The organism is Streptomyces sp. HUAS MS02, from assembly GCF_055702265.1.
Genome location: NZ_CM146747.1, coordinates 4,735,748 through 4,760,580 on the forward strand (window position 1 = coordinate 4,735,748; position 24,833 = coordinate 4,760,580).

24 protein-coding genes are annotated in these 24,833 nt (G+C 70.2%); 12 read left to right on the top strand and 12 right to left on the bottom strand.

From position 1 onward, the window contains the following. Nucleotides 1-269: 269 nt before the first annotated feature. Nucleotides 270-881, bottom strand: coding sequence for a hypothetical protein (locus ACZ9QC_RS20275; protein WP_472921419.1), 612 nt, complete (start codon nucleotides 879-881; stop codon nucleotides 270-272). Nucleotides 882-1,139: 258 nt separating this feature from the next. On the opposite strand from ACZ9QC_RS20275, the gene ACZ9QC_RS20280 reads away from it, so the two are divergent. Further along, entirely contained in the window at nucleotides 1,140-1,349 is a 210-nt protein-coding gene (locus ACZ9QC_RS20280) for a hypothetical protein (RefSeq protein WP_472921420.1), read from the top strand. A gap of 77 nt (nucleotides 1,350-1,426) precedes the next feature. Then, nucleotides 1,427-3,262 (top strand): HEAT repeat domain-containing protein, encoded by a 1,836-nt coding sequence (locus ACZ9QC_RS20285; RefSeq protein WP_472921421.1) that lies wholly within the window; start codon nucleotides 1,427-1,429, stop codon nucleotides 3,260-3,262. 62 nt (nucleotides 3,263-3,324) lie between these two features. Here ACZ9QC_RS20285 and argG read toward each other — a convergent pair whose 3' ends face one another. From argG to ACZ9QC_RS20310, 5 genes are all read right to left on the bottom strand, one after another. Next, entirely contained in the window at nucleotides 3,325-4,779 is a 1,455-nt protein-coding gene (gene argG, locus ACZ9QC_RS20290) for an argininosuccinate synthase (protein WP_472921422.1), read from the bottom strand. Nucleotides 4,780-4,884: 105 nt separating this feature from the next. After that, a complete protein-coding gene (locus tag ACZ9QC_RS20295) occupies nucleotides 4,885-5,289 on the bottom strand; it encodes a VOC family protein (protein ID WP_472921423.1) in 405 nt (134 codons plus the stop codon). A gap of 135 nt (nucleotides 5,290-5,424) precedes the next feature. Continuing rightward, nucleotides 5,425-6,051 carry an exonuclease domain-containing protein gene (locus ACZ9QC_RS20300; RefSeq protein ID WP_472921424.1) on the bottom strand — a complete coding sequence of 209 codons (627 nt, stop codon included), beginning with the start codon at nucleotides 6,049-6,051 and terminating at the stop codon, nucleotides 5,425-5,427. Nucleotides 6,052-6,387: 336 nt separating this feature from the next. Beyond that, nucleotides 6,388-7,746, bottom strand: coding sequence for a serine hydrolase domain-containing protein (locus ACZ9QC_RS20305; RefSeq protein ID WP_472921425.1), 1,359 nt, complete (start codon nucleotides 7,744-7,746; stop codon nucleotides 6,388-6,390). Between the two features lie 291 nt (nucleotides 7,747-8,037). After that, nucleotides 8,038-9,006 (bottom strand): hypothetical protein, encoded by a 969-nt coding sequence (locus ACZ9QC_RS20310; protein WP_472921426.1) that lies wholly within the window; start codon nucleotides 9,004-9,006, stop codon nucleotides 8,038-8,040. A gap of 214 nt (nucleotides 9,007-9,220) precedes the next feature. Here ACZ9QC_RS20310 and ACZ9QC_RS20315 point away from each other — a divergent pair, with 214 nt between their 5' ends. Next, on the top strand, nucleotides 9,221-13,228 hold the full coding sequence (locus ACZ9QC_RS20315) for a glycoside hydrolase family 2 TIM barrel-domain containing protein (protein ID WP_472921427.1): 4,008 nt from the start codon (nucleotides 9,221-9,223) through the stop codon (nucleotides 13,226-13,228). A 101-nt stretch (nucleotides 13,229-13,329) separates the two neighbouring features. Here ACZ9QC_RS20315 and ACZ9QC_RS20320 read toward each other — a convergent pair whose 3' ends face one another. Both ACZ9QC_RS20320 and ACZ9QC_RS20325 read right to left on the bottom strand, forming a co-directional pair. Beyond that, nucleotides 13,330-13,911 (bottom strand): HD domain-containing protein, encoded by a 582-nt coding sequence (locus ACZ9QC_RS20320; protein ID WP_472921428.1) that lies wholly within the window; start codon nucleotides 13,909-13,911, stop codon nucleotides 13,330-13,332. A 13-nt stretch (nucleotides 13,912-13,924) separates the two neighbouring features. Beyond that, nucleotides 13,925-15,040, bottom strand: a complete 1,116-nt coding sequence (locus tag ACZ9QC_RS20325) for a helix-turn-helix domain-containing protein (protein WP_472921429.1) — start codon at nucleotides 15,038-15,040, stop codon at nucleotides 13,925-13,927. Between the two features lie 558 nt (nucleotides 15,041-15,598). Between ACZ9QC_RS20325 and ACZ9QC_RS20330 the strand changes: the two genes are divergently transcribed. From ACZ9QC_RS20330 to ACZ9QC_RS20345, 4 genes are all read left to right on the top strand, one after another. Continuing rightward, nucleotides 15,599-15,802 carry a hypothetical protein gene (locus ACZ9QC_RS20330; RefSeq protein ID WP_472921430.1) on the top strand — a complete coding sequence of 68 codons (204 nt, stop codon included), beginning with the start codon at nucleotides 15,599-15,601 and terminating at the stop codon, nucleotides 15,800-15,802. Further along, nucleotides 15,799-16,059, top strand: a complete 261-nt coding sequence (locus tag ACZ9QC_RS20335; RefSeq protein ID WP_472921431.1) for a hypothetical protein — start codon at nucleotides 15,799-15,801, stop codon at nucleotides 16,057-16,059. Before ACZ9QC_RS20330 ends, ACZ9QC_RS20335 begins: the two co-directional genes overlap by 4 nt. Before the next feature lie 314 nt (nucleotides 16,060-16,373). Next, nucleotides 16,374-18,395 carry a ricin-type beta-trefoil lectin domain protein gene (locus ACZ9QC_RS20340; RefSeq protein ID WP_472921432.1) on the top strand — a complete coding sequence of 674 codons (2,022 nt, stop codon included), beginning with the start codon at nucleotides 16,374-16,376 and terminating at the stop codon, nucleotides 18,393-18,395. After that, the gene (locus ACZ9QC_RS20345; protein WP_472921433.1) at nucleotides 18,392-19,798 is read left to right on the top strand and encodes a glycoside hydrolase family 43 protein; all 1,407 of its coding nucleotides are present in this window, start codon (nucleotides 18,392-18,394) and stop codon (nucleotides 19,796-19,798) included. The genes ACZ9QC_RS20340 and ACZ9QC_RS20345 overlap by 4 nt, the downstream gene beginning before the upstream one ends. A gap of 51 nt (nucleotides 19,799-19,849) precedes the next feature. On the opposite strand, the gene ACZ9QC_RS20350 is transcribed toward ACZ9QC_RS20345, so the two are convergent. Next, the gene (locus tag ACZ9QC_RS20350) at nucleotides 19,850-20,407 is read right to left on the bottom strand and encodes a DM13 domain-containing protein (RefSeq protein ID WP_472921434.1); all 558 of its coding nucleotides are present in this window, start codon (nucleotides 20,405-20,407) and stop codon (nucleotides 19,850-19,852) included. 174 nt (nucleotides 20,408-20,581) lie between these two features. On the opposite strand from ACZ9QC_RS20350, the gene ACZ9QC_RS20355 reads away from it, so the two are divergent. Next, nucleotides 20,582-21,247, top strand: coding sequence for a hypothetical protein (locus ACZ9QC_RS20355; RefSeq protein WP_472921435.1), 666 nt, complete (start codon nucleotides 20,582-20,584; stop codon nucleotides 21,245-21,247). Nucleotides 21,248-21,477: 230 nt separating this feature from the next. Here the strand turns inward: ACZ9QC_RS20355 and ACZ9QC_RS20360 are convergent, their stop codons facing one another. Further along, a complete protein-coding gene (locus ACZ9QC_RS20360; RefSeq protein WP_472921436.1) occupies nucleotides 21,478-21,867 on the bottom strand; it encodes a hypothetical protein in 390 nt (129 codons plus the stop codon). Between the two features lie 184 nt (nucleotides 21,868-22,051). On the opposite strand from ACZ9QC_RS20360, the gene ACZ9QC_RS20365 reads away from it, so the two are divergent. Further along, nucleotides 22,052-22,519: a DUF6174 domain-containing protein gene (locus ACZ9QC_RS20365; protein ID WP_472921437.1), complete on the top strand. Its 468-nt coding sequence runs from the start codon at nucleotides 22,052-22,054 to the stop codon at nucleotides 22,517-22,519. Here ACZ9QC_RS20365 and ACZ9QC_RS20370 read toward each other — a convergent pair. After that, nucleotides 22,501-22,938 carry a hypothetical protein gene (locus ACZ9QC_RS20370; RefSeq protein ID WP_472921438.1) on the bottom strand — a complete coding sequence of 146 codons (438 nt, stop codon included), beginning with the start codon at nucleotides 22,936-22,938 and terminating at the stop codon, nucleotides 22,501-22,503. The genes ACZ9QC_RS20365 and ACZ9QC_RS20370 overlap by 19 nt on opposite strands. 231 nt (nucleotides 22,939-23,169) lie before the next feature. Here ACZ9QC_RS20370 and ACZ9QC_RS20375 point away from each other — a divergent pair, with 231 nt between their 5' ends. Continuing rightward, nucleotides 23,170-23,661, top strand: a complete 492-nt coding sequence (locus ACZ9QC_RS20375) for a hypothetical protein (protein ID WP_472921439.1) — start codon at nucleotides 23,170-23,172, stop codon at nucleotides 23,659-23,661. 16 nt (nucleotides 23,662-23,677) lie between these two features. Here ACZ9QC_RS20375 and ACZ9QC_RS20380 read toward each other — a convergent pair whose 3' ends face one another. After that, a complete protein-coding gene (locus tag ACZ9QC_RS20380; protein WP_472921440.1) occupies nucleotides 23,678-23,950 on the bottom strand; it encodes a GntR family transcriptional regulator in 273 nt (90 codons plus the stop codon). A gap of 167 nt (nucleotides 23,951-24,117) precedes the next feature. On the opposite strand from ACZ9QC_RS20380, the gene ACZ9QC_RS20385 reads away from it, so the two are divergent. Together ACZ9QC_RS20385 and ACZ9QC_RS20390 are read left to right on the top strand one after the other, a co-directional pair. Beyond that, complete coding sequence (locus tag ACZ9QC_RS20385) at nucleotides 24,118-24,432, top strand: hypothetical protein (RefSeq protein ID WP_472921441.1); 315 nt, start codon at nucleotides 24,118-24,120, stop codon at nucleotides 24,430-24,432. Then, complete coding sequence (locus ACZ9QC_RS20390; protein WP_472921442.1) at nucleotides 24,429-24,698, top strand: hypothetical protein; 270 nt, start codon at nucleotides 24,429-24,431, stop codon at nucleotides 24,696-24,698. Before ACZ9QC_RS20385 ends, ACZ9QC_RS20390 begins: the two co-directional genes overlap by 4 nt. Nucleotides 24,699-24,833: the final 135 nt, after the last annotated feature.

Below are 24,833 nucleotides of genomic sequence, written 5' to 3' on the forward strand. Positions count from 1 at the left end.
CCGACGGGCAGGGACCAGGTCCTCGCTACGCGGCGGCGGAGGACGGGGCCCGGCGGGGTGCGGGGCGGTCCAGGTGGACCACGACGGAGGCGTAGAAGTAGAAGCGGTGCACGGCGTCGTCGACGCTGCGGATGAAGCCGGACTCTGCGTTGCCACGGGTGCGTACGACGGCGCCCTCGACCTGGTCGCCCTCCTGGCCGAGGCCTTCGCGACGCCGGCGCCGTGGCCGACGCAGTGGCCGACGCCGAAACCGGGACCGTGTCCGGAACTCAGGAGTAGACGATCGGGCAGCCCCGGCGGATCGAGTGTTGGGCGGCGCGTAGGTAGACGGCCACGTAGAAGGCCATGTCGAGGTCCTCGGCCCACGGCCCCGGCCGGGTCGCTGCCAGCGTCTTCGCCTGTCCGTCCAGGAACCACATGGTCAGGTCCAGGTTGTCGCACATCTCCGGTGTCTCGGGCGGTAGCTGGACGGCCGCCGCGAGCCGCTCCGCGAGCGCCAGGACCTGCGGGGCGCCGGCGACCATGGTCGACTCCGCGAAGCTGGACTCGACATCGTCCAGCCAGACGTCCTCCTCCAGCGAGAGCGGCACGAGCACCGTCCAGCCGCACAGGGTCTCCACCTCCTCGCGCGTGAGGTGGCCCTCGCAGAGCCGCATGAACCCGTCCATCGGCGGGACGAGCTTCTCCTCGAAGTCGAGCCCCGCGCCACGGACGAACGGCGCGCGCACGGGCCTCGCCGCAGGTACGGACTCATAGGCCGGCAGCCCCCGCCGCCCCAGCTCCTCGTTCAACGCCGCGGCGACCCGCCCCAGCCCCTCCTCCTCGTACTCACCCTCCCCGAACCATGCCGCCGCGTCGACACTCACCAGATAGATGCCCATGGCCGGAACCTAGCGGGCACCACTGACACCGCGCCTCGCCGTCGCCGCGGCGCAGATCGTCGTCGACGGCTCCCACGACCAGGACCAAGCCCGACGGCAGCGCGCCCGAGCGGCCCGGCCCACGGCACGTGGCCCCGCGCGACGCAACCAATCCCCGTGCACACGCGTCCCCTTCGTCGCGTTCGCGTTCCCCGCGTTCACGTTCGTCGCGCGGAAACCGCCGTCCTCGGCCTCCAGCACAGAGAGCGAGCAACGACCATGCTCATACTCATCCTGTCCGTCGTCCTCCTCCTCGCCCTCGGTGGCATCGTCTGCGTCTACTGGACGGCACGCGGCGACGCCCCACGCTGGGCACGCGGTGTGGCCAGGACGACCGACGTCGCGAGCGACGTGCTGCTCCGCGCGAACAAGTCCAACTCCCAGAACAACCAGAACAACCAGAACAACCAGAACACGGACAACGGCTGAGGCGCCTCGAGCCGGCCGCGCAACTCCCGAGCCGTTCTGCGAGTCGTTCTCCCCAGAGGGATGCGAAGGGGGAGCGCGTGGCCGGTGTGCGGGGTGGTCGGGGTGTACGGGGTGGCGGGGCCACCGGTGCGGGGCATCAGGTCGCCTTTTTCCTGCGGGAGTTGACGGCGGAGGAGCCCGCGCCGAGGGCCGCCGCCGTGAAGGGGCTCGGGCGGGTGGGCCGGTGGGCCGCCGAGTACGGGGACGTCGTCGCCGGGGTCGGTGCGGCCGTCATCAACATGGCCGGGGACACGGACGCCCCGGTGCGGGCCGCGGTAGCGGACGCGCTCGGGTGGCTGGGGCCGCTCGGCGGTGACGACGCCGGCGCCGTGGTCGTCGCGTTGATGGGGGACGCGGACACACGTGTACGGCGGCGGGCGTCACTCGCGGCCGAACGGCTGGCGCTGACCGGGCCGGACGTCACGGAGGCTTTCCGACGGCTCCTGGACGACGACGACCGGCATCTGCGGCTCAACGGGCTGCTCGGGCTGCGCAGTCGGGGCGGGGACGCCGAACCGGCCGTACTCGTCCGGCTGTTGGGGGACACCGACTCCTACGTCTGGGGCCTCGCGCGGGCGGCCCTGTACACCTCCCTGAGCCGGCGCCCCGTCTTGGACGAGGTGGAACGCACCGCCCGGCACGGTCATGGTCTCGCCCGCGCACGCGCGCTGGAGATGCTGCCCGAGCGGCACGTCCGCGGTCTGCGCGACTCGCTCCTCGACGGGCTGCGCGACGAGTGCCCCCAGGTGCGCGAGGTGGCGGCCGGGCTCCTCGCCACCGATCTGCGCGGACCGGCCGACGCGCTGCTGTCACGGCTGGGCCTGTCCGGGGCGGTCGACTCGCTCTTCTCCGCGATGCGGCGGTACGGCGCGGCGGAGTTGCTCCTGCCGGTCCTGCGACCTTCCGCGACGGCCGACGCGCTCCTCGCGGCGCTGGAGGCCGAGACCGACGCGGACGTCGCCGCCCGGCTCCTCGGCGTGCTCGGGCGGTGGGGGGACGTTCGTGCCGTACCCGCGGCCGTACGGTGGCTCGACCACCCGGACGCGGCCGCCGGCGCCGTCCTCGCGCTCGCCGGCATCGGGACACCGACGGCGGTCCGGTCGGTCAGGGCCGTGGTCGTCTCCGCCGCCGGCCCCGACCTGGGGCCGGGTCTCGCTCGCCCGTACGTCCGGGCGACCGCCGCCACCGCGTACGGCAGGCTGGCGCCCCCGGACGCCACCGAGACGCTGCTGCCGCTGCTGCGCGACCCCGACCAGCGGGTACGGGCCGGGGCCGTGGACGGGTTGAGGCTGTTGGGCGAGCACGCACTGCCGAGCCGGGAGCGGGACGCCGCGGGCGCGGCCCTGCTGGAGCTCCTCACCACCGACGAGCCGACCCTCTGGCACACCGGCAACGCGCTCTCCGAGTACCCCGAGACCCTCCCCGACGTACGCCGCCGGATCGACCACCCGTCGGGCGAGGTCAGGGCGACCGTCCTGAGGCTCCTGGACGAGGACGACGACGCCGACGTGGCCCTCCTCCTCGCCCACCTCCACGATCCGTACGAGCCCGCCCGCTACCAGGCCCTCTGGGGAATCGACCGCTACGTCGCCACGTACGGGAAGCTCCCCGAAGCCGCCGCCACAACCCATGTCCCCGACGCGACCGACGTGCCCGACGTGCCCGACGTGACCGACGTGCCCGACGTGACCGACGTGCCCGACACAGTCCACCGGCCCGACACAGTCCACCGGCCCGACACAGTCCACCGGCCCGACGTGCCCGACACAGCCCACCGGACCGACCCGCTCGCCGTGATCACCGCGCTCGCGCGGCCGCCCTCTTCCCAGCGTCTCCAGTACGCGGCGAACCGCGTCCTCGACCGACTGACGTGAGGCCGGCTCGACATCCCTCGTCGAGCCGGCCTCCACCTCATGTCGTCGCCGTCCGCCGGCGGTCAGTCCGTGCCGGACTCCATCGCGGCGCGGTCCAGCAGCGCGTCCTCCTCCGAGACCTCACCGCGGGAGGCGATGGCCTCGGCGCCGCCCTGCGGCAGCTCCGGCATGGTGCCGATCAGCCCGGTCGCGGCGGCCTGGGAGGCGCCGACGGTGGGGCTGCCGGTGCCGATCAGGCCGAGGCCCGCGTACTGCTCCAGCTTGGCGCGCGAGTCGGCGATGTCGAGGTTGCGCATGGTGAGCTGGCCGATCCGGTCGACCGGGCCGAAGGCCGAGTCCTCGGTGCGCTCCATGGACAGCTTGTCCGGGTGGTACGAGAACGCCGGGCCCGTGGTGTCGAGGATCGAGTAGTCCTCGCCGCGCCGCAGGCGGAGGGTGACCTCGCCGGTGACCGCCGCGCCGACCCAGCGCTGCAGCGACTCCCGGATCATCAGCGCCTGCGGGTCCAGCCAGCGGCCCTCGTACATGAGGCGGCCGAGGCGACGGCCCTCGGAGTGGTACTGGGCGAGGGTGTCCTCGTTGTGGATGGCGTTGACGAGGCGCTCGTACGCGGCGTGCAGGAGGGCCATGCCGGGGGCCTCGTAGATGCCGCGGCTCTTGGCCTCGATGATGCGGTTCTCGATCTGGTCGGACATGCCGAGGCCGTGGCGGCCGCCGATGGCGTTGGCCTCCATCACCAGGTCGACGGCGGAGGCGAACTCCTTGCCGTTGATGGTGACCGGGCGGCCCTGGTCGAAACCGATCGTCACGTCCTCGGTGGCGATCTCGACCTCGGGGTCCCAGAACCGGACGCCCATGATCGGCTGCACGGTCTCGACGCCGGTGTCCAGGTGCTCCAGGGTCTTGGCCTCGTGGGTGGCACCCCAGATGTTGGCGTCGGTGGAGTACGCCTTCTCCGTCGAGTCCCGGTACGGCAGCTGGTGCGCGACCAGCCACTCGGACATCTCCTTGCGGCCACCGAGCTCGGTGACGAAGCGGGCGTCCAGCCAGGGCTTGTAGATCCTGAGGTGCGGGTTGGCGAGCAGGCCGTAGCGGTAGAACCGCTCGATGTCGTTGCCCTTGAAGGTCGAGCCGTCGCCCCAGATCTGGACGTCGTCCTCCAGCATCGCCCGGACCAGCAGCGTGCCGGTGACGGCACGGCCGAGGGGGGTCGTGTTGAAGTACGCCCGCCCGCCGGAGCGGATGTGGAACGCGCCGCAGGTCAGCGCGGCCAGGCCCTCCTCGACCAGCGCGGCGCGGCAGTCGACCAGGCGCGCGATCTGGGCACCGTAGGTCTTCGCGCGGCCGGGCACCGAGGCGATGTCGGGCTCGTCGTACTGGCCGATGTCAGCCGTGTAGGTGCAGGGGACGGCACCCTTGTCACGCATCCACGCGACGGCGACCGAGGTGTCGAGCCCGCCCGAGAAGGCGATGCCGACGCGCTCGCCGGCCGGAAGAGAGGTGAGGACCTTGGACATAGAAATTATTATGCATGGCAATGCATGATCATGCAAAGTGCCGTCCGGTGACGGCCCTCACGTCCGACGACTCCCGCGCCCCACGGCTCTCACGTCCCACGGCTCTCACGTCCCGAGTTCGGTGAAGAGGGTCAGCTGGAGGGCACCGGGGGCTTCGAGGCGGGAGTTCAGCGAGTTCCAGGGAGTGCGGGTCGGCTCGGCGATCACCTCGGCGCCGGCCGCCGCCAGCTTCGCCGTGGTCGCGGTCGAGTCGTCCACCTCGAAGGCGACCCGGATGTGGCCGGCCACGCGGCGGCCGACCTCCACCTCGTCGATGAACTCCGCGTGGTTCGGGTCGGTGATCTCCAGCGTCGCCCGGCCCGCTTCGAGGATCGACACCCGCCCGCCGTCGGACGAGAACGCCGCCCGCTCCGGCAGCCCGAGCACATCTCGGTAGAAGTGCAGCGCGGCGTCGTAGTCGGCGGCGGTGACGACCAGCCGGAGTTCGCGGACTGCGGGTTCTTCGGACATGACGGCTCCCTGGCAGGGTTCGGGTCGCATCAGGACGTATCAGGATGTATCGGGTCGGAGGGAAGGGTCCGTCGGCAGGCCGACGGACCCCGGCCTCAATTCACTGCGGTTCAGGTCAAGTCAAGTCAGGTCAGGTCAGGTCAGCCAGGTGCCGCCCCCAGTGCCCCAGAGAAGACCGTCCGGCAGCGCGACCCCCGTGCCCGACAGGTGCCGCAGGGCCGTCGCGATGGAGTGACAGTCGAAGAGGGCCGAGTGTTCGGCGCCCGGGGCGGCGGGCCGGGGCAGCCCCAGGGTCTGCCACAGGCGCCCCGAGTTCACGCCCGCCGTCGCCGGGGCGACGGCGTTCAGCCACGGCCGGACGTTGAGGAAGCCCGGGACGAGCGCGCTGTGCTCGATCTTCTCGCCCCGGGCCCGGGCCCAGCCGATGTTCTCGCCGAGGACGAGCATGTCGTTGCCGTAGGAGAGGACCGCCCCGCCCCGGCAGAAAGCGAGGAAGTCGCTCAGGGCCCGGTCCGGCGGGAGGCCGTCCCGGTCCACGCTCCGCTGGTCGATGCCGGTGAGGGTGGTGAAGAAGGGCGAGAGCCGGGGGTTCACCACCGGGCGGAGCAGCGTCTCGTACTCCTCGACGACGGAGTACTCCTCATCCACACGCAACGCGCCGATCTGCACGATCTCCCGCAGCTGGCCGGGCGCCGACCAGTCCTGCTCCATGGCCCCCGGCCAGGTCGTGAACTCCAGGTCGAAGACGACGAAGGTGGGCAAGACGCGCGCTCCTTGGGATGCGAGGACGGTTGAGGACGGCTACAAGGATGCATGCGCGGTGGTCCGGCCTTCGGGTCGAACGCGCCCACGCCAAGGTTGCCGACGCGCACCGTGAGTTCCTCCCCCACGCTCGGCTGCGCTCGCGCGGGGGACCCCCATCCAGCTCTCCACGAGGCTGATCTCCGAGAACCAAGGGACCGCCGTGGAGGACCTGTCCGTGGCGGGACCGGAGAAGAGACAGAAAGCCACGGATTCCCGACCGGAAACCGTGCCGCGTAGCGGCACGGCAACCAGTCGAGAAGGCCAGAATCCTCGGGCTGCAGCCCGAGGTGCAAGTCAGGACAGCGTCCTACCCAGCAGACCCTCCGGCAGAATCCGCCCCGCGTCCCCGGCCGCGAGCCGCGACTTCAGCCCGGCCCCGGAACCCGAACCGTCCCTCGCACCGGCCCCCGTTCCCTCGTCCTCCAGCATCGGGCAGAGCGCCTTGGTGACGTGGGCGCCCATCGCCTCGTCGATCGGGCTCGGCTCCAGCGCCGTACCGTCCGCGTTGAGGCGCTGGTACTTCATCAGGTTCCAGCCCATGGACAGCTGACGCTTGCCGTCCGCGCTGGTCAGGCTGATCGTGCCCGCGCCGAAGACCCCGCCGTCGTGGCCCCAGAACCGGGCGCAGCCGGGCACGTCGAAGGTGTAGATGCCGAGGCCGTAGTCGATCGCGGCGCCCGGGCCGATCTCCACCGGAACCGTGCGCCGCATCTCGGCGAGGGACGACCGGCGGAGCAGATCACCGGTGAGCAGCTCGCGGTAGAAGCGGTTGAGGTCGTCGGTCGTGGAGACGATCGCGCCGGCCGTGTACGCCCAGGACATGTCGTAGACGCTGTAGTCGCGGGGCGGGTCGATGAGACCGTAGAACGACTCGTACATCTTGGGGTGCGGGCCCTTGATGTACGCGGTGCGCGGGTACGAGGTGTGGCGCAGGCCGGCGCGGTCGATGACGTTGCGGGTGATGTACGTCGAGGCCTTCTGACCGGTGACCTTCTCCAGGATCAGGCCGGCCACGACGTAGTTGGTGTTGGAGTAGCTGCCCGGCTGCGCGCCGGGGGTGCCGGTGGCGGGGGCCGCGAGGCCCAGCCGTACGAGCTCGCGGGGACCGATCTCGCGGAAGCGGTGCTCGTCGAGGCTGGCGGTGGAGTTCTGGGCGAGGGAGGGGAAGGCGCCGAGGACGTAGTCGCCTATGTGGCTGGTGTGGTTGAGGAGCATCCGCACGGTGATGGCGTCCCCGCGCTCCCGCCCGTCCCCGTCGCTTCCGCTGCCCCCGAACAGCTCGGGCACATAGTCCGTGACCGGCGCGTCGAGACGGATCCGGCCCCGCTCCACCTGCTGCAGGAGCGCCACGGCCGTGAACGTCTTGCTGATGCTGCCGACGCGGTGCCGCATGGTCGGGGTGACCTTCCGCCCCGTGTCCACGTCGGCCAGCCCGGCCGCGCCGGCCCAGCGCTCCCGGCCGTCCCGCACCGCCGAGTACGTGCCGTACATCCCGGCCTCGCGGACCGCGTCGAGCGTCTCGCGCAGCTCGGCCCGGTCCAGCTTGCCCGACGGCGCCGACGACGCCGGGGCGGCGGCCTCGGCGCCGGGCACCGCCGCGACCAGCAGAAGTGTGGTGCCCAGCGCGGTCCCGGCGAGCTGTTTGATACGCACGAGTGTCCCCCTCGATCCTGACGTTCCGACGACCCGGGACGGTCAACTCCCGGGCCCTGTCAGGCGATTGTCACGAACAACCCGTGCGCCCTACATCCATCCCGCGGACGATCGGTCTCACAGCGGGGCCATGACATCTGTCATGGCCCCGCAGAACGTCGTCGGACCAGAGGTGTCAGAGACCGTAACGGGACTTCATGTGGCGCCAGAAGTCACGGAGCAGTCTCGCGATGCGGATGCCGTGGGTGTACATGGTGAACTCTCTCGGCAGGCGCGGGATTTCACGTGCCCTCACTTCCCCTCCGGGTCACCACCGACCGCCCGCGAGGTTGCTTCCCCGGCACCCCCCGCCCGTCCCGTCACCCCGGCCTGCCCGGCACCCCCCATCCGTCCCGTCCCCCCGGTCTGCCCGGCGCCCCCGCCCTCCCCCGCCTCCCCGAACCGCGCCAGCGCCACCCCGCCCGCCACACAGCACACGAAGCCGAGCACCGCCGACCACGCGTACCCGTCGCGGGTCGAGTCGCCGAGCCACGCCACCCCGAAGACGCCCGGCCACACGGTCTCGCAGATGACCATCGCCGCCGTGGCCGCCGTCACCGAGCCGGACTGGAGGGCCTGGACGAGCAGGAGGTACCCGCCGAGGCCGGAGACGACGACGGCGTACGCCGACGGCTGGGCCAGGACCCCGAGGACCGTGGTGTCCGGCAGCAGGCGTACGGCGATCGCGGTGAGCCCGAAGCTCAGGCCGGCCGCCGCGCCGAGGACGACGGCCCGGCCCCGCCGCAGCCGGCCGCCCACGACCCAGCCGCCCGCCACCACCAGCACCGACGCGACCAGCACCGCCACCCGCAGCGCGGTGTCACCGTCCCCGTCGCCCGCGCGCCCGGCGGACACCGCCAGTGTCGCCAGCCCCAGGACCACGACGGCCACGGCGGCCCACTCCGCCCGTCGTGGCCGCAGCCCCAGGACGACCGTGCCGGCCACCGCCGTGACCGCCAACGACGCGGCCACCGCCGCCTCCACCAGGAACACCGGTGCCAGGCGCAACGCCACCACCTGCGCCGCGAAGCCGAGCGTGTCCAGTCCCGCACCCGCGAGGAAGGGCCAGCCGCGCAGCACCTCCACCACGGCCCGCCCCCGCTCGCGCGCACCCCCCTCGCCGCGCGCGGCCGCCACCCTTCGCGCGCCCAGCGCCTGGAACACGGTCGCCGTTCCCATGCACACCGCCGCGCACAACGCCCACACCACTCCCGCCACCATGGGGGCACCGTAAGCGGCCGAGGGGGCGGCGGCGGTGCGACACCAGGGCGGGGCACCCACGACCGCACAAAGTCCGACAGAGTCATTGATTCGGTTCTGTTCGAAGTCCTAGGGTGGGCGCGGTTTTTCAACAACATCAGACAGCAACCGATGCTCCTCGTCCCACACGTCTCTCCGTACGTGCACCCCCGTCATCGCGAGGAAGGCCCCGGCAATGCACCCCCCGCACCCGCACCCGCAAGCGCCCACCGGCACCCCCGCAGCCCGCACCCCCGCAACCCGCCCCGTCGTCAGCCGCCGCCGGCTGCTGGAGGGCGGCGCCGCCCTCCTCGGCGCGCTGGCCCTCTCCGGCAGCGCCGCGCACGCCGTGCCCCGCACCGGCCCGGGGGCCCCCGGCAGCCCCGAGTGGTCCGGCAACATGGCGCTCTTCCAGGTCGGCGCGGAACCGCCGCACACCACCCTCATGCCGTACGCCGACGTCAGACAGGCCCTCGTCGCCGACCGCACCCGTTCCCCGTACCGGCTGAGCCTCGACGGCCGGTGGAAGTTCGCGTACGTGGACCGGCCGGGCGACCGGGACGAGGACTTCTACCGGACGGACGTCGACGACAGCGGCTGGGACACGATCCCGGTCCCCTCCAACTGGCAGCTGCACGGCTACGACTTCCCCATCTACGTCAACATCACCTACCCGTGGTGGGGCCCCAACGGCCTCGGCGAGGAGGCCCAGCCGCCGACCGCGCCGACCCGCTACAACCCCGTCGGCCAGTACCGGCGCACCTTCCGCCTCCCCAAGGACTGGACGGCCGGCGACCGCCGCACCTTCCTCCACTTCGAGGGCGTCAAGTCCGCCCACTACGTGTGGATCAACGGCGAACTCGTCGGCTACCACGAGGACTCGTTCGACCCGGCCGAGTACGACATCACCCGGCACCTGAAGCCGGGCACCAACCAGATAGCCGTCGAGGTCTACCGCTACTCGGACGGCGACTGGCTGGAGGACCAGGACATGATCCGGCTGAGCGGCATCTTCCGCTCGGTCTACCTGTACTCCACACCCGCCGTGCACCTGCGCGACTTCAAGCTGGACACCCCGCTCGGCGACGGCTACCGGACCGCCGAACTGTCCGTCACCGCGAGCGTGCGCGCGTACGCGGCCGGGCACGAGGGGACGTACTCCGTCGAGACGCAGCTCTACGACGACCGGGGCCACGCCGTCTGGTCGCGGCCCCTCGTGCAGTCTGTGGTCGTCGGCGGGGAAGGCGGCGAGAAGGGCGGCGGGGTCGGCGAGGACGTGACCGTCCGGGCGAAGAAGTCCGTCCCCTCGCCCGAGCTGTGGTCCGCCGAGCACCCCACCCTCTACACGGCCGTGCTCCGGCTGCGCGACCCGCGCGGCAAGGTCGTCGAGACCCTCTCCCACCGCGTCGGCCTGCGCGAGTTCGCGCTCAAGGACGGGCTGATGCGGATCAACGGGCAGCCGGTCTCCCTGCGGGGCACCAACCGCCACGAGATCCACCCCGACCGGGGCATGGCGCTCACCCGCGCCGACCTGGTCGAGGACATGCGGATCATCAAACGGCTCAACATGAACACCGTCCGTACCTCGCACTACCCCAACAACCCGCTCTGGTACGAGCTCGCGGACGAGTACGGCCTCTACCTCGTCGACGAGACGAACCTGGAGACCCACGGCATCCGGGACCGCTACCCCGGGAACGACGCCGAGTGGACGACCGCCTGTGTGGCCCGGGCGAAGGCCATGGTCCACCGCGACAAGAACCACGCCTCCGTCGTCATCTGGTCCCTCGGCAACGAGGCCGGCGGCGGCTCCACCTTCGTCGCCATGCGCGACTGGATCGAGTCGTACGACAAGACCCGTGTCATCCAGTACGAGGGCGACGACCGGCCGACGATCAGCCAGATCCGCTCGGAGATGTACGACAGCCCGCAGCGGGTCGAGCAGCGGGCGAAGGACACCTCGGACACCCGGCCGTACGTGATGATCGAGTACTCGCACGCGATGGGGAACTCGAACGGCAACTTCAAGAAGTACTGGGACCTCATCCGGCGCTACCCGGTCCTCCAGGGCGGCTGGATCTGGGACTTCGTCGACCAGTCGCTGACCTGGCCGGTGCCGAAGCTGAGGGTCTTCACGGACGCGGGCCCGAGCGCTCTGCAGGGCCAACTGCTCACCGCCGCAGGAACGTTCAGCCGGAGCAAGGGGCTGTCCGGCGCCACGGGCTTCACCCGCGACCCCGCCCTCGACCTCACCGGTTCGCTGACCCTGGAGGCGTGGGTCACCCCGCACGTCACCGGCGGCCACCAGCCGCTCGTCGCCAAGGGCGACACGCAGTACGCGCTGAAGCAGAGCGACAAGAGCGTGGAGTTCTTCATCTACGGCGGCGGCCAGTGGGTCAGCGTCAGCTGGGGCCTCCCGGCGGACGGCTGGACCGGCCGCGAACACCATGTCGCCGGGGTCTTCGACGCCGAGGCCGGGTCCCTCACCCTCTACGTCGACGGCGAGGTGAAGGCGACCCGCACCACGACCCGGCGGCCCAGCGTCAACACCGCTCCCCTCTCCCTCGGCACCGACACGGACAACCCGACGCGCGAGTTCAGCGGGACGATCCGGCGCGCCGGTGTGTACGCGCGCGCCCTGAGCGGGGCCGAGCTGGCGTCCGGGGGGCGTGGGCCCGGGGACGAGGGCGTGCGGTTCTGGTTCGACGCGGCGACGGTGAAGGTGGGGGAGCGGAAGCGGGAGGGCTTCGCGAAGGAACGTTCGTTTTTCGCGTACGGCGGTGACTGGGGCGACAACCCCAACGACGGAGCCTTCGTCGCGGACGGCATCGTCAAGGCCGACCGGGGCCACACCGGCAAGGCCGCCGAGATCAAGCGCGTCTACCAGGCGATCCACGCGACCCCGGCCACCGGCACCGAGACCGACGCCCTGACCTCGAAGAAGATCACCCTCACCAACGAGTACCTCTTCACCAACCTCCGCGAGTTCGACGGCAGTTGGACCCTGGTGGCGGACGGCAGGAAGATCCAGCAGGGCCGCCTCACCCGGACCCAGCTGGACGTGGATCCTCTCTCCACCAAGGACATCACCGTCCCCTTCCGCCTCCCCTCCTCCCCCGCACCCGGCACCGAGTACTTCCTCGAACTCTCCTTCACCACCCGGGAACGCACCCCCTGGGCGAAGTCCGGCTTCGAGGTGGCCCGGCAGCAACTGCCGGTGGACGCGGGCAGCCCGGCGGTGACCCCGGTCCCCCTGGCGAGCGTCCCGAAGCTGACGTACAAGGACGGACCGGACGAGATCACGGTCACCGGCAAGGGCGTGAAAGGCGGCCCCGCCTTCTCCGTCACCATCGACCGGAAGAGCGGCACCCTCACCTCCTACAAGGCGGCCGGCACCCGCCTGCTCACCTCCGGTCCGACCCCCAACTTCTGGCGGGCGCCCACCGACAACGACCACGGCAACGGGCAGCACACCCGCAACCAGACCTGGCGGGACGCGGGCGCCAACCGCAAGGTGACGGACGTGACCGTCCGCCCCCTGGCCGCGGGCCGGGCGGTGGAGATCAAGGTAACCGGCACCCTCCCCACCACGGTGGAATCCACCTACACCACCACCTACACGGTCTTCGGCAACGGCGAGATCAAGGTCGACAACACCCTGCGCCCGGGCGCGGCCTCCCTCCCGTACATCCCGGAGGTGGGCACGCTCCTCCACCTCCCCCGCCGCCTCGACCGGCTGCACTACTACGGCCGCGGCCCCGAGGAGAACCACTGGGACCGCAACAACGGCACCGACGTGGGCCTCTATTCGGGCAGCGTCGCCGAACAGTGGTCCGGCTACATCCGCCCCCAGGAGAACGGCAACAAGACCGACGTCCGCTGGGCCGCCCTGACCGACCGCGACGGCGAGGGCCTCCTCATCGCGGGCGACTCCCTGCTCGAAGTCAACGCCTCCCACTTCACCCCGGAGGACCTCTCCACCGGCCTCCGCCACGACTACCACCTCACCCCGCGCGACGCCGTCGTCGTACGCGTCAACCACCGCCAGATGGGCGTCGGCGGCGACAACAGCTGGGGCGCCCACACCCACGACGAGTACAAGCTCTTCGCCAACCGCGACTACGCGTACACGTACCGCCTGCGCCCGCTGACGGACGTGGACCTCGCGACCAGGCTGTCGAGGAGGCCGACGGCCTCGCAGTAGCCCCAGGGCGGCGGCAGCCGCCACAACGACAACGACACGACGCTCGGCCGGATCCTCTGGCCGAGCGTCGTGTCACTGGCTCCCCGCCGACAGTCCGAAGATCAACTCCGCTTCTCGCCAAGCGCCGTGCGCAGCCAATCCATAGATCCCGTCGCCAATACCGCGTCGGCGAGTTCGCCGGCTGACTTGGTGGTGAGCCGTCTGCGGCTGTTGTCGATCCAGCGCTGGGCGTTCTCGTAGCCCTGGGCCTTGTACTCGATGCCCTGGATCATGCATTCCAGCTTGTCGGCGTCTCGGGCGCAGATCGCCTCGGCTGATTCCTTCGCCTCGTACTCGGCGACGACCTCCCGCACGGCCGAGGCCAGGATTTCGGGCATACCGGCAACCTGATCGGCGGTGACGGCTTGCGGGTCCGCAGAGGTGGCGTACTTCTTGCCGAGGTGGTTCACGTCACCGGTCCGCGTCTCCTGCGAGTCGTGCCACACCGCCAGGTAGGCGGCGCGTGCGGGATCGGCTCCTTCAAGCTTCGCGATGATCGTCGCGAGGAGAGCCGTACGCCAGGAGTGCTCCGCCACCGACTCGGGATCGCGTACACCGGCCATCCACCAGCCGGTGCGCTTGGTCTGCTTCAGCGTGCCCGCCTCGTACAGGAAGCGCGCCACCGCCGACAGGTCTTCAGCCACCGTCCGGCTCCTCTCACGCCTCGGCGAGGCGGATCGCGTATCGGATGCTCTCCAACTCCCGGCGCCCGCGCACCGACAGCTCGCAGCTATCCAACATCACGGGCAACCGGTCGCGCAGGGCCCGGCTCGCCGCACCGGATCGCAGCAGGTGGGGCCTCGCCTGGAGCAGGGACCACACGGAGTGGATGTTGAGGTCGACGTAACCGTGCTGCGGGGTGAATCCTTGAGCAAGGTGAGCGAGCAGCCGGTCACCCGGCCATGCTCCGGGAGTGCGGGTGGCGATGAAGTCGTCGGCCAACTCGACATGAGCGGTCTCACCGATCCAGTACGCCCAGTAGTTCAGGTTCGCCGCCTCACCGGCGTCATCGTCGATCAGGGCTGTGTCGATGAAGCGCATCATGCCGTCCCGGTCTCCTTGACGAGCCGATACAGCCGCCACAGAACGGGAGTTGAGCCATCTGGTGAGCCAGTCGCCAGGGCGCTCGGTGGTTTGTTGGTGGATAAGCCACTCCGAGGTGTCGGGCTGATCGTCATACCCGGAGAGATACAGGGCCTGACGGCGAAGAAGGAACTGATCCTCGCCACGGGCCTGCTCGGCGGTTCGCCGCATCTGTGCGAAGAAGCGGGCTCGGTCGGATGCCGACAGCTCCGGCCCGTCCGGCGCGGGTCCTCTACGCCTGCGGGGCGCGGCGGGGAGGTCACGCACTGATGTGGGTGGTACGCGGTTGAGGGGCCAGGCAAGCACCTCGACGAGGTCGCGCCGCATGACACAGGCCCCGAGCGGGCTGTCCTTGATCCCAGCCGTGTCGTCGAGAGCCTCCGCGAGGAAGACATCCGCTTCCAAAGCACGGTCGAGGGCCCGGAGAAGGGCGGGTACCGTGCCCATCTGCATGAGCCGGTGACGATGCACCAGCATCTGCCCGACCGGCACAGCCGTCAGAGGGCGACGGCCGGACTCCCAACCCGCGATCGTGTCTGCCGACACGCGTAACCGCTCGGCCACCTCCTCCTGGGTGAGCCCTGCCTGCTCTCGTATGACCCGGAAGACGTGGCCGGAAATGACGCCCGTACGTGGGCGGGCGGTCGATCCCTGACTGCCGGTCAGGGTTGGTCGCGAACTCGACTGCATGGAACAGCCCCATTCCCGTGTGCACGGCAAAGCACTTGTACTCGCGGTCACTTCAACCAGTGATCACGGACCTCTACCTTCGTATGCGTCACCGGACGAGCCTAGTGCGACGACAGCCTCGATGGCCGGTGACGAGACCAGCCACGGCCTCGCCGACAAGGTGAGAACCCCCGCGACGGGTGCAACCGTCCGGGGGCGTGGCCACCAGCCGAACTCACAGGAGCTGATGGCAGTGAGCATTATCCCCGTGTTGACGCGCTGGGCGCTGTCCGTGATGACGCCCGGCACCGGCAGGCGACGAGCGGGCACGCGGACGTCGGTCTCTGTCCGCAAGCGATCGCACGAGCCTTCCGACGCGATGGCCGCCTCTCTTCCCACTCACCGATCTCCTTACGGGCTGGAAACGCTCCTCGACGGCGCGGCGACCGTCATGGTCCGGCCATACGTGGACGCCGACGTGCGGAAGCGGGAATGCACCTGTGGGCCCAGCGCTCGCGGCCGTACGCCGAGCCGCCCGGCAGCATCGAGCCGTACCCGGCAGTTCGCGGAGGTGAACCGATGACGGAGGGACAGATGCGAGCCGTCTCCCGGCCCGCCGAGATTCCCATGCTCCGCGCGTACCGGCTGTGGTTCGACCACACCCGCAAGTGCGACGGCGGCTGCAAGGGCGTCCCCAAGGCGCAGGACGGGTGCGAGAGCGGGCGGGAACTGTGGGGTGCGTACCGCCTCGCGAGGATCGGCAGAGGCGGGGCGGCGTCATGAACTGGACGATCGAGCGCGCACCCGGGCGCCCCGTGCGACGCACCGCCGACGACCGTCTGTCCGTGCCCCTCCGCGTCACCGGTAGCGGCGGCCACCCGACCGACAGCGAACTGACCCTCACCCTCGTCGAAGCCGAACACCTCCACGCCGCCCTCTGCCGAGCCCTCGACGGCCGGCCCTCACCCCCAGGCTCCCCGGACTGTCGGCAACCAGTACAGACATCGCCCGGCACGGCCCACATCGCGGGCCGGGTCTAGCGGGACGCTTTCACGCCCCCCGCACGCCCCGTCTCTCTCCCCCCGCACACCCCGTCTCCCGCCGCAGGACCCCACGACCGAAGTGCGACGCCGAACCCCTCTCCGGGCTCGGCGTCGTCGCGTTGCGGAGCGCTACGGGCGGGCTCTCCCCACCCCCCGCCGACAAAATGTGACCGGTTCAAAAACCGCCCCTGCCACACCCGTTGACTTCCGCCCCCACCGGTTCTACCTTCGGCCAGCCGATACGTTCGGCGAGCCGATCCTTGTTCGAGATATCGACCCCCGCACCCTCAGATATCCTTCGAAGGAGCCGCATGCACCCCCCGCCCCACGCCAACTCCCCTATTGTCAGGCGCCGTTGCAGAGACGCCGCCGTACGCGCCCTCGCCCTGGCGACGACCGCGACGGCCGCCCTGCTCTTCGTCCAGCCGACGGCCGGAACGACCGCGACAGACACCGACACCCCGGTCACTCAACTCGACGCGACACCCGTCGCTGTGACGAACCGTCAAATACCCGTACCCGAAGCCCCGATGGGCTGGGCCTCCTGGAACGCCTTCGCCGCGAAGGTCGACCACAACGTGATCAAGCAGCAGGTCGACGCGTTCGTCGCGGCCGGGCTCCCCGAGGCCGGCTACGAGTACATCAACATCGACGAGGGCTGGTGGCAGGGCACCCGCGACAGCGCGGGCAACATCACCATCGACGAGGCCGAGTGGCCCGGCGGCATGAAGGCCATCGCCGACTACATCCACAGCAAGGGCCTGAAGGCGGGCATCTACACCGACGCCGGCAAGGACGGTTGCGGCTACTACTTCCCCACCGGCCGCCCGGCCGCGCCCGGCAGCGGCAGCGAGGGCCACTACGTCCAGGACATGACGCAGTTCTCCCGGTGGGGCTTCGACTTCGTGAAGGTCGACTGGTGCGGCGGCGACGCCGAGGGCCTCGACCCGAGGACGACCTACCAGGCCATCAGCGACGCCGTCGCCACCGCGTCCGCCACCACCGGCCGCCCCCTCGCCCTCTCGCTGTGCAACTGGGGCTACTCCAACACCTGGAACTGGGCCCCGGGCATGGGCCCGATGTGGCGCACCAACACGGACATCTACTTCCACGGCAACACCCCGTCGTACGGCAACGTGCTGACCGCCTTCGACCGCAACATCCACCCCACGGCCCAGCACACCGGCTACTACAACGACGCCGACATGATGGTCGCCGGGATGCCCGGTCTGAACGCAGCCCAGAACCGCTCCCACATGAACCTGTGGGCGATCTCCGGCGCCCCGCTGCTCACCGGCCTCGACCTCACCACGCTGACCACCGAGACGAAGAACATCCTCACCAACCCCGAGGTCATCGCCGTCGACCAGGACCCCCGCGGCCTCCAGGGCGTCAAGGTCGCCGAGGACACCACCGGCCTCCAGGTGTACGGCAAGGTGCTCTCCGGCACCGGCAACCGCGCGGTCGTCCTGCTCAACCGCACCTCGACCACCCAGAACATGACCGTCCGCTGGTCCGACCTCGGCCTGACGAACGCCGCGGCGACGGTCCGTGACCTGTGGACCCGTGCCAACGTCGGTACGCCCGGCACCAGTTACACCACCAGCGTCCCGGCGGGCAGCTCGGTCCTGCTCACCGTCAAGGGCGGCACCGAGCAGTCGGCCGCCTCCTACGACGGCTCGTCGAGCTTCTCCGGTGTGGTCGCCGGGAACACCGGTCTGAAGACGGTCGACGTCTCCTACACCAACAACACCTCTACCGCCCGGGTCGCCACCCTCACGGTCAACGACCAGACCCCCACCAAGGTCTCCTTCCCGCCGACCGGCGCCACCCCCGGCAACGTCTCGGTGCAGGTGGGCCTCACCAAGGGCTCCGCCAACACGATCTCCTTCTCCGGCGCGCCCACCCTGGAAGGCATCGTCGTACGGCCGCTGCCCGGCACCGACGCCACGCTCGTCACCGGGACGCAGTCCGGCCGGTGCGCCGACATCGACGACAACTCCATCGCCAACGGCACCGACGCCCAGCTGTGGGCCTGCGGCGGCGGACCGAACCAGCAGTGGGCGTACAACTCCACCCGCAAGGAGCTGGTGGTGTACGGCAACAAGTGCCTCGACGCCTGGGACCGCGGCACGGCCAACGGCACCCGCGTCGTCATCTGGGACTGCCACGGTGGCACCAACCAGAAGTGGGACATCAACAGCGACGGCACCATCACCAACGTCAACGCCGGACTGTGCCTCGACGCCTACGGAGCGGCCACCGCCAACGGCACGAAGCTCGTGCTGTGGGCCTGCAACGGTCAGAACAACCAGAAGTGGAGCCTGACATGAGCGGCATCAGCGGCACGACCAACGGACCCGGCCTGTCCCGCCGTATGTTCCTGGGCACCGCGGCGACCGTACCGCTGGCCGCGACGGGCGTGCTCACCCTCGGCGCCGGCACCGCCCACGCCGCCGACTCCGCGTACGCGATGGTCTACTTCACCGAGTCCACCACCATGCTGGAGGCCGACTACGGTCTCCACCTGGCCGTCAGCCAGGACGGCCTGAACTGGACCCCGCTGAACCAGAACGCCCCCCTGGTCACCCCGACCCAGGGCGCGGGCGGCCTGCGCGACCCGTTCCTGATGCGCAAGCAGGACGGTACGTTCGTCGTCCTCGCGACCGACCTCAAGGGCACGGACTGGAACTACAACAGCACGTACATCCACGTCTGGGACTCCACCGACCTGCGGACCCTCACCGGCTACCGGCGGCTGAAACTCCATGACATGACCAACACCCACAGCTGGGCGCCGGAGGCCTACTGGGACGCCTCGCGCGGCCAGTACGGCATCCTCTACTCCTCGGTGAACAGCAGCGGCCACAACGTGATCATGGTCAGCTACACCACGGACTTCGTCACGTCGACGAACCCCCAGGTCTTCTTCGACCCCGGCTACGACATCATCGACGGCAACCTCACCATCGGCGTCAACGGCGTCAACTACCTCTACTACAAGCGCAACCAGCAACTGGTCGGCGCGCGGTCGACGTCCCTCGCCCCGGGCAGCTTCACGCCGTTCAGCACGCCTGTCGCCCACGGCGGCACCGAGGCCCCCACAGTGGTGAAGTCCCTGACGTCCTCGGCCTGGTACCTGTGGGGCGACACCTACACCCCCAACGGCGTCTTCTACGTCTGGCAGTCCAACGACCTCGCCTCCGGCACCTGGACCGCCCTCGACCAGAAGCTCTACACCCAGCCGCTCAACTCCAAGCACTGCGGCATCCACCCGATCACGTCGACGGAGTACTCCAACCTGCTGGCCAGGTGGGGCGCCCCGACGTGGAACCGCCTCAAGTCGTACAACTACCCGGCCCGCTACGTCCGCCACAGCGATTACGTGGGCCGGATCGACGAGTACCCCTTCGACCCGTTCCCCGACTCCCAGTGGAGGCTGGTCCCCGGCCTGGCGGACTCCTCGGCGGTCTCCTTCCAGTCGGTGAACCACCCGACCCGCTACCTCCGCCACTACAACTACGCCCTCCGCCTGGACGCGAACGACGGCACGTCGACGTTCGCGGCGGACGCCACGTTCACCCGCGTCGCCGGCCTCGCCGACTCGACGTGGTCCTCGTTCCGCTCGTACAACAACCCGACCCGCTACCTCCGCCACTACAACTACGTGCTCCGCATCGACCCGGTCTCGACGGCGACGGAGCGGGCGGACGCGACGTTCCGGGTGGGCTACTGACACCCGGGCCATGTGCGTCCGGCACCGGTGATCCCGAGCTGGTCCGGAGCCTCATCCGCCCCGGACCAGCTCGGCCGCCCCGAACGACACGTTGAAGCGGTCGCACCAGATGCTGACGCTGCCGAAGTCGCCCGGATCGACGTCCCCGGGCACCGGGTAGTTCTGATCCCCCTTGTTGCCCTTCAGCCTGCCGAGGCTGACGTGCTCGTACACGTCGTCGTCGAAGAGACGCCAGCCGTCCTCCCCCTCCTTCACCGGCGCGTCGCTCAGCCACACCCGCAGATCGGGCCCGTTGCTGGTGTCGAAGTCCTCCAGCCGTACGACGTACGACCCGTCCGCCAGCCGCAGCAGCCGGACGTCCCCGGAGGTCGAGTGCTCGTGGCTGACGAACTCCCCACGGGCGACGGTCTCGGTCTCCCCGACGGGCCGCTCGGCTGTCGCCGACGGCGTGGCCGTGGCCGTGGCCGACGGCAGCGTCTCTCGCACGGTCTCGTCGGTCCACAGCTTCCACGGCTGGAACCAGTACAGCCCGAAGCCGGCCAGCGCGACCCCCACCAGCAGGATCACGATCACCACCGGCCTGGTCAGCACCCCGAGCAGTCGCCCCATCGCCCGCCCCTCCTCGTCCGTCGTACGGCTTATGTGCTTGAAATCCGATTCAACCGCAGGCCGCGCGAGAGTCGACGCCCGCGAATCGATCCGGATGGGGCGAACGTTTGGGCGGCCCCGCGCGTCGAAGTACCGATCGTGCGGTCGCAGGGGCAGAGGACGCGGAGGGGTCACATGGGCGAGCCGAACACAAGCAGGTGGACCTGGACGCGGCGACCCTGGACCCGCTCAGGCACCCGCACCCGCACCCGAGCCGGGGCCGCGGTGGCCGCCCTGGGCGCGGTCGTCGTCCTCGGCGGCGTCCAGGGATCGGCGGCCGACGCCCAGACCGTGGAGGTCGTGTCGTCCGCGACGAGGACCTGCCACGGCACCCAGCCGAAGGGCAGCCTCGCCGGCCACGCCAGGGACGGCTACCCGGAGGACACCCCACTCGACCGCACCCTGAGCTACGTGGACGAACTGGTCACCGGCCGCCACGCCCCCATCTACACGGGCATGGTCCTGGACGAGGACGAGGTCTCCCTGGACGTGTACCGCATCCCCTCCGCCCCCTTCGACGAAGCCGTCTGCGAGGCCGCCGAGAAGGGCGTGACCGTACGCCTCCACGACCGCGACATCAACGAGAAGGACCTCAACGCCCTCCTCGACCGCGTCAGCGAGGACATGCGCCGCTGGGACGGCACCTTCTCCCTGCGCGAGGTCGGCCTGGACGGCACGGGCTTCGTCCACGTCGGCGTGGACGACCCCGACATCGCCGAGCCGATCCTCCGCAAGTTCGTCGGCGAACGGAACGCCAAGTACCTCCGCGTCGAGTACGCCCCCCAGGCGCACTTGCTCTGACCCGCCAGGGCGGGAGATGCAACGCCCCCCAAGATCCGCTATAGTTGATCTCGAGCCGCTCACCGGAAAAGGAACTCCCGGTAGCACTCGATGCGTTGGTGGTCCAAGGAAAGACGCCCCGCTTCCTGCGGGGAAATGCAGGTGCAAGGCCTGCCCGGCGCTCCAGAGAATGAGCCCCGCTTCACTCCACGTGAAGCGGGGCTCATCGCGTTTCACCCCGGAGGACCTGCTCAGCGCCTGGCGCAGGACCTGAGCAACAGGGCTCCTCCGGCCGCCAACCCCACCACCCCTGCCCCCACCGCTCCCGCAGCCAGGAAGCCCCCGTTGGAGCGCCACGACAGCACCGACCACCGGGACTGCGCGGAGAACAGGGAGCCCGTGCTCAGCCAGGACCCGGTCGAGATCAGCGACAGGGACGAGCCGATCGAGCCGACGGACAGGGCGCTCCCGATGGAACCGATCGACAGGGCCGAACCGACGGACCCCACGGAGAGCACGGACCCGACGGACCCGATCGACAGCACGGAGTCCTGCGACCACAGGGACAGCACCGAACCGGAGGAGGAGCAGGAGGAGGAGCAGGAGGAACGTCGGGCGGACTGTACGGACGACTTCGTCATGGGGCCATCCTGCCCGTGGGGCGCTCCCGGGCGGAGCCTCCTGGCAACGACGACCGGAAAACGTGTCGGCCCGGCTCACTCGACTCGGCGCCGACGCCTGTCCTCTCGCTGCCCCCGAACGTTGTCACCCCGTCCGGCGTCCGAGTGGTGACCGTCTTCAGCCGCGCTCCGAGGGGACCCCACCATGCCACCGACCACCGCCGTACGACCGCGTGCCCGCGCTCTGTCCACCCTGGCGGCGGCGGGAACGCTGATGTGGGCGATCTCCGGGTGCGAGCAGGAGCCCGCCCTCCCGAAGGCTTCGGCACCCACCTGGAAAGAACCGGCCTCGTACACCTACACGCTCAAGTCGACGCAGGGCGAGCGGCCGCTGATCGGGACGTTCACGGTGACGGTCCGGGACGGCAGGGTCGTGAAGGCCGTAGGTCTCGACGACAGCGGCCGACACGTGGTCGACCGGTCACCGCAGCACATCCCCACCATCGGTCGCCTGTTGCGGGAGGTGGAATCGGCACGCGAGGACGGCGCCGACACCGTCGACGTCTCGTACGCGGCGGACGGCCGTCCCGTCTCCATCGCCATCGACTGGGAGGAGAACGCGATCGACGACGAGGCGGCGTACGACCTCAGTGGCTACGAGGCACTCGGCTGACTCAGGTCCCGGATCGTGCCGCCCACCTTGATCTTCAGCTTCTTGAGCACGTCCGGCTTCGCGGAGACGGCCCAGCGCGGCCCGACCAGATACTTGCCGCCGTACATGGAGGCGGACTCCAGCCACACTTCCTTCAACTCGTCCTTGGGAAAGGTGGTGATGAGGTAGTCTCCGTCCCCGGTCTGACACACCCCCTCGCGCAGCTCCTCCGCCTCGGTCCGGATCTTCACCTCACACCCCGTGAGTTCGGCGATCACCTCGACCTTGGCCGGCGCGACGACCGCGGCGACCGGGCTGGACCCGTCACTCGCCTTGCCCGATGCCTTGTCGTCGTCACCGCCCCCACTGCACGCCGCCACCAGGGGCAGGACAGCCAGAGTCACAGCCAGCGCGGCACCTCGCGGCAGCTTCCTCACCATGCCCTGATCTCCGTTCGCGTTCTCCGTACCGAGTGCATTCGTCAGGGGATACGTAGAGACGCAGCCGGTTGCTCATTCGCCGGCACGGCGAAGCCGCTCCCGAGCGCATGCAACACTCAATGGCCGGGACCAAGAATCCATGCCCGGCAACACATTGGGGAAAAAATGGTCCCGGACAGACCGAGCGCGGCGTCTTCCACTGCCAGGAGAGTCGCCCTCGCAGCGGCGACCGTGCTCCTCTTCTCGGTATGTTCCGCGCCGGAGCAACAGCTTCATCAAGGTAACGCGTTGGAGGGTGGCGCCCAGGAGAACGGGATCGTCGGAAGCGAGAACGCCAAGGTCGGGGAGACATGGTGGTTCGCGCTCCCCGTACCCACCAACAGGTCCGCCGAGCCGATCGACATCACCGAGGTATCCCTCGTGCAGGTGTCCGAGGGGATAGAGGTCCTGCAATACGGTGCCTACAGCCTTGAGGACACCGAAGGGCTGGCTCTGCTGGTGAAAGAGGGCGAGAGATTGACTCCACGGTTCGCTGCGCTGCGCGACCACTCCGGCAAGCCCGTGAAGGTGGCTCCACACACGTCGAGCGACATCTACTACCTGGCAAGACTGAAGATCACCGCCCTTCCCGACCAGGGCGCCCGCTACTGCGGGTTCGTCTATCGGCAGGGCGGTCGCGAGTTCACACAGACGCTGGACTGCGAAGTGGAACTGACAGGCTGAACGCGAGCGAGCTTGGCTATGCGGAGGGGGCGGGAGTTTCGGGGGAGGGCGGCAGGGGGTCGGCCACGAACGAACCCCGGGCGCGCACGGTCACCACCAGCCCCCGGTCCCGAAGGATGTCCAGAGCACGGCGGACGGTACCCGGACCGACTTTGTAGTCGTGCGTCATCGTCAGTTCTCCCGGCAGCCGGGTGCCGGGCGCGTACTCACCGGAACGGATCTTCCGCTCAATGATCGCGGCCAGCTGCTCATACACGTACTGCGGCGAGTCAGGGCTGATCGTGTCCACGTTTTGACCGTAGACCGCCACCCTCTACCACGCATTACCGTGCACCACTACCAACCACTACCCACCACTACCGTTATCGCGCTAAGGTCGCAGCACACACAAACGCCCCGGCCGGAAGGGTGAGAGCTTCCATGCCGGGGCTGAGCCGACTGATGAGGAGTCGACCTATGCGCAGCCTAGTGGCCGCGTTCCTGAGCCTCTTCCTGCCCGGCCGCGGAACACACCGCGCTGCGGCGCCGCCGTCGGCGGCCCTCGCCACCTGTCCCTCCGCCCCCGTAACCCCGCCCGTGATCACGTGCCCGCACGCGGCGGACGTCATCACCGTCGACGCCATGCCCCTGGTCCGCCCGTACGTCGTCGAATGGGAACGCGAGCGGGACGAACATGACCGGCGCCGCCTTCAGCGCGAGCGGCGCCGGGCCGCGGTCCTGGCGACGCTGGGGCAGGACTACGTTCCGGTTCCGTGGGAGGTCGCCGTATGAGCACGAGTACGCCGCGTCTGCGCAGCCTCGGCCTCGACCCGGCCACCGGCAAGCAGGCCCTGGCGGTCACGCACCCCGGCGGCCGTCTTGAGGAACTGGCCGACACGCACGCCCTGAAGGCCGCCGCCGTCCTGGTGACGGTCGTCGGCGCCGTACTGGAGGTGGGGAAGGCATCGGACGCCGAACTCGCCGCCTTCGTCACGCCGTTGCACGCCGCGCTCGAAGAATGCGTCGACATCATGGCAACCGGCGGGGACAGGGAGTGACGGCGTAGAGGCGTTGGCTGTAAGGCCGGTGGGCCGGCGGTGCCGAGGTTCGCCCTGGGCGCCGCCGGCACAGGGCGAGGCCCTGGCCCGGAGGTGGTGCTCCCTCCGGGCCAGGGCCCCCTGCCGACGGCGGAT